Source organism: Methylotenera sp., from assembly GCF_013141425.1.
Classification (GTDB): Bacteria; Pseudomonadota; Gammaproteobacteria; order Burkholderiales; family Methylophilaceae; genus Methylotenera.
In genome coordinates, this window is the sequence record NZ_JABFRA010000001.1 from 1 (window position 1) to 4,021 (window position 4,021).

The window sequence follows — 4,021 nt, forward strand, 5'->3', positions numbered from 1 at the left end:
GACTACTCGGCATGGGCTGGGGCATAGACGGACTCTCTCAAATTACCAGATGTCCTACCACGCTCATTCAAGACGGCGTTATCAATGGCGTAAACTTCACTAACACCGACAGATTCTGCATAGATGGCCAACGCCTCATAGCCACCACCGATACATATAACGCCACCACCAAAATCTACACCACTACTGCAGCTTATGGCGCCAACCTCACCGAATACCGAACAGAACAAGCTAACTTTGCCAAGATCATCTCATACGGAAGCGCAGGAAATGGACCGGCCTACTTCAAAGTCTGGACCAAAGCAGGACAAGTTATTGAATATGGCAACACCACAGATTCACGCATTGAAGCAGCCGGCATCGCAACTGCAAGAAGCTGGGGCGTCAACAAGATCAGTGACACCAAAGGCAACTACATCACGGTAAGCTACACCGAAGACAATCCTAACGGAGAAGCCTACGTCAGTAGAATTGACTACACAGGCAACGCTACTTCAAGTCCAGCGCTCACTCCATACGCAAACGTACAGTTCACCTATGAGACCAGACCTGACCCAAGTACAGGATACCATGCAGGTTCGGTGATGAAATCGACCAAACGCATGACCAACATCAAGACCTACATGAACACAACCTTGGTGAAAGACTACCGCTTAACCTATGAACAAGGCACTGCAACGCAACGCTCACGCTTAAAAACATTGACGGAGTGTGATGGGAATACAGCTACGCCTGCTTGTTTGCAGGCGGTAAATATGTCTGTAACGGATTCTTTAGCTGGTTTTTCAACCCCTTTGTTATGGGTCAATTCTTACGGAGTAACTTCAGGTGGTTGGGCCGTTGGGCATCACCCAAGAATGATGGCTGATGTGAATGGAGATGGTAAGGATGATGTTGTCGGTTTTTCAGGTGCGGGAGTTTTAGTATCTTTATCTACTGCTACAGGATTTACCACGCCTGCGATGTGGGTCAATGCTTATGGTGAAACATCAGGCGGCTGGTCGGAGTCTTATCACCCACGCATGATGGCTGATGTGAATGGAGACGGTAAGGCCGATGTTATTGGTTTTTCAAGTGCAGGAGTTTTAGTATCTTTATCTACTGGTACAGGATTTACTGCGCCTGCGATGTGGGTCAATTCTTACGGAGTAACTTCAGGTGGTTGGGCCGTTGGGCATCACCCAAGAATGATGGCTGATGTGAATGGAGATGGTAAGGATGATGTTGTCGGTTTTTCAGGTGCGGGAGTTTTAGTATCTTTATCTACTGCTACAGGATTTACCACGCCTGCGATGTGGGTCAATGCTTATGGTGAAACATCAGGCGGCTGGTCGGAGTCTTATCACCCACGCATGATGGCTGATGTGAATGGAGACGGTAAGGCCGATGTTATTGGTTTTTCAAGTGCAGGAGTTTTAGTATCTTTATCTACTGGTACAGGATTTACTGCGCCTGCGATGTGGGTCAATTCTTACGGAGTAACTTCAGGTGGTTGGGCCGTTGGGCATCACCCAAGAATGATGGCTGATGTGAATGGAGATGGTAAGCCGGATGTGGTTGGATTCTCGAGCGGTGGTGTTCAGGTATCAACCGCTTCAGCAGTGCCAGTTGACCTCCTCACCACCCTAACCCCCGGCCTAGGCACCACCACATCCCTAACCTACAAGCCCATTACTGACAACAGTATTTACGTCAAAGGCACAACAGGCGAGGTGGGCACGACCACCTGCCCACAACCACTAGGCACTGATGGAACAAGCAACAGCTACCCCATCCTCAACACCCAGGACGCCCAGTATGTAGTCTCTACCGCCACCGTCTCAGACGGCAACGGCGGTGTACTCAACAACAACTACAGCTACGGCGGTGCCAAAGTCCACATGACCGGTCGCGGCTCCCTAGGCTTCCGCTATCAAAAGGTCACCTCCGTAGAAGCAGACACCAACAGCACCACCTTCTTCAGACAAGACTACCCCTATATAGGCTTACCTTGTCAGACTGAGAAACGCATCACCTCAAGTAATGCTGTCATCGGCGCCAGTGCACTCACCTATACCAATAGGCTATTAAGCGCAGGCACTGCCACCAGTCAATTCCCGTACCTCAGTCAATCGCTAGAACAAAGCTTTGAACTAGGTGGCACTACGCCCATTAACAGCACCACCACAACCAATCAATACGACGACTTTGGCAACGCCACACAGATTGTTGTGAACAGCAATGATGGCTATGTGAAGACCACCAACAACGTCTACCTGAATAACCCAGCTAACTTCAGTGTCATCAACAGCACTAACTGGCTACTCGGCAGACTATTACGCTCCACGGTCACCAGTACGACTCCTAATCCAGCACCACCTGCACCGCTAACTGTGCCATAGGGGATCACGATGACGAATACCGCACTCAAACATGTGACACGCAATCATTAAGAATACGAAAAAGTAAAACACAGCAACAAACAAGATAAACAAAAGGCTAAGCAATGATACGACACTCTACATTAAACAACACCCAATCAACGCTGTTGATGACATTGATGTTGATGACACTTACCATGACTGCTAACGCCGCCACCCCGTTCACCACCAACGGCAACTTCAGTATAGGTTCAGACGGCAGTGCCAACTACAGCATCCCCATCCAAGTCCCACCTGGCACAGCAGGCATGGCCCCCACACTCAGCCTCAACTACAACAGCAATGGTGGTAACGGCATTCTAGGCATGGGCTGGGGCTTAGACGGACTCTCACAAATTAGCCGCTGTCCTAAAACCATTATCCAAGACGGCGCAGTTGGCGGCGTCAACTACGACGCCACTGACAAAATCTGCATAGACGGCCAACGCCTCATCTCCACTGGCGGTACTTATGCCGGTCTCGGCACAACAGAATATCGCACTGAAAGTGCCAACTTCGCCAAGATAATAAGCTACACCACCACCGTAGCCAACGGCCCAGACTACTTCAAAGTCTGGACCAAAGCAGGGCAGGTGATTGAATACGGCAACACCGCAGACTCACGCATCGAAGCGGCAGCTAAAACGGTAGTACGCAGTTGGGGTGTGAACAAGATCAGTGACACCAAAGGCAACTACATCACAGTTACCTATGTAGAAGACAATCCGAACGGAGAAGCCTACGTCAGCAGAGTAGACTACACTGGTAACGCAAGCGCCACTCCAGCACTTGCTCCCTATGCCTCTGTGCAATTCAGTTACGAAGCCAGACCGGACCCAAGCACAGGTTACCATGCAGGCTCGGTGATGAAATCGACTAAACGCATGACCAACATCAAGACCTACATGAACACGACCTTGGTGAAAGACTATCGCTTAACCTATGAACAAGGCACTGCAACGCAACGCTCACGCTTAAAAACATTGACGGAGTGTGATGGCAACACAACCACACCTACTTGTTTGCAGGCGGTAGGGTTGGGGTGGCAGACCGATAGCCAAATAGGAGTTAGTAAAAGTGATGGTTATTCCAATAGTTTAACTGACACATACTTCTCTGGAAGTACTGGAGATATGGGCACTCAGATGATAGATATTAATGGAGATGGATTGGTTGACATTGTTCAGCTATACCTTTCTTTGAATGGGGCATATGGCAATGTGCCACAAAGAAGAGTGTTTTTAAATAATGGCAATACCTTTGTTAAGAGTGATAGTTATTCCAATAGTTTAACCGACACATACTTCTCTGGAAGTACTGGAGATATGGGCACTCAGATGATAGATATTAATGGAGATGGATTGGTTGACATTGTTCAATTATTTCTCTCTCCTGTGGGATGGTATGCAGGTGTGCCACAAAGAAGAGTGTATCTAAACACTGGAAGTAGTTTTATTAAAAGTGATAGTTACACTAATAGTTTGCCTGATACCTACATAACTGGTGGTTCTGGTACTAATATGGGCACCCAGTTAATGGATGTTAATGGAGATGGATTAGCCGACATTGTTCAATTATTTCTCTCTCCTGTGGGATGGTATGCAGGTGTGCCACAAAGAAGA

The 4,021-nt window shown here is 48.3% G+C and carries 2 protein-coding genes; both read left to right on the plus strand.

Going from position 1 to position 4,021, the window contains the following annotated elements; translation table 11 throughout:
- The coding region (locus HOO90_RS00005; protein ID WP_292838205.1) for an FG-GAP-like repeat-containing protein at nucleotides 1–2,381 on the plus strand (2,381 nt) is incomplete at its 5' end.
- Nucleotides 2,382–2,485: 104 nt separating this feature from the next.
- A partial coding sequence (locus tag HOO90_RS00010) for a SpvB/TcaC N-terminal domain-containing protein (protein WP_292838207.1) occupies nucleotides 2,486–4,021 on the plus strand: 1,536 nt, incomplete at its 3' end.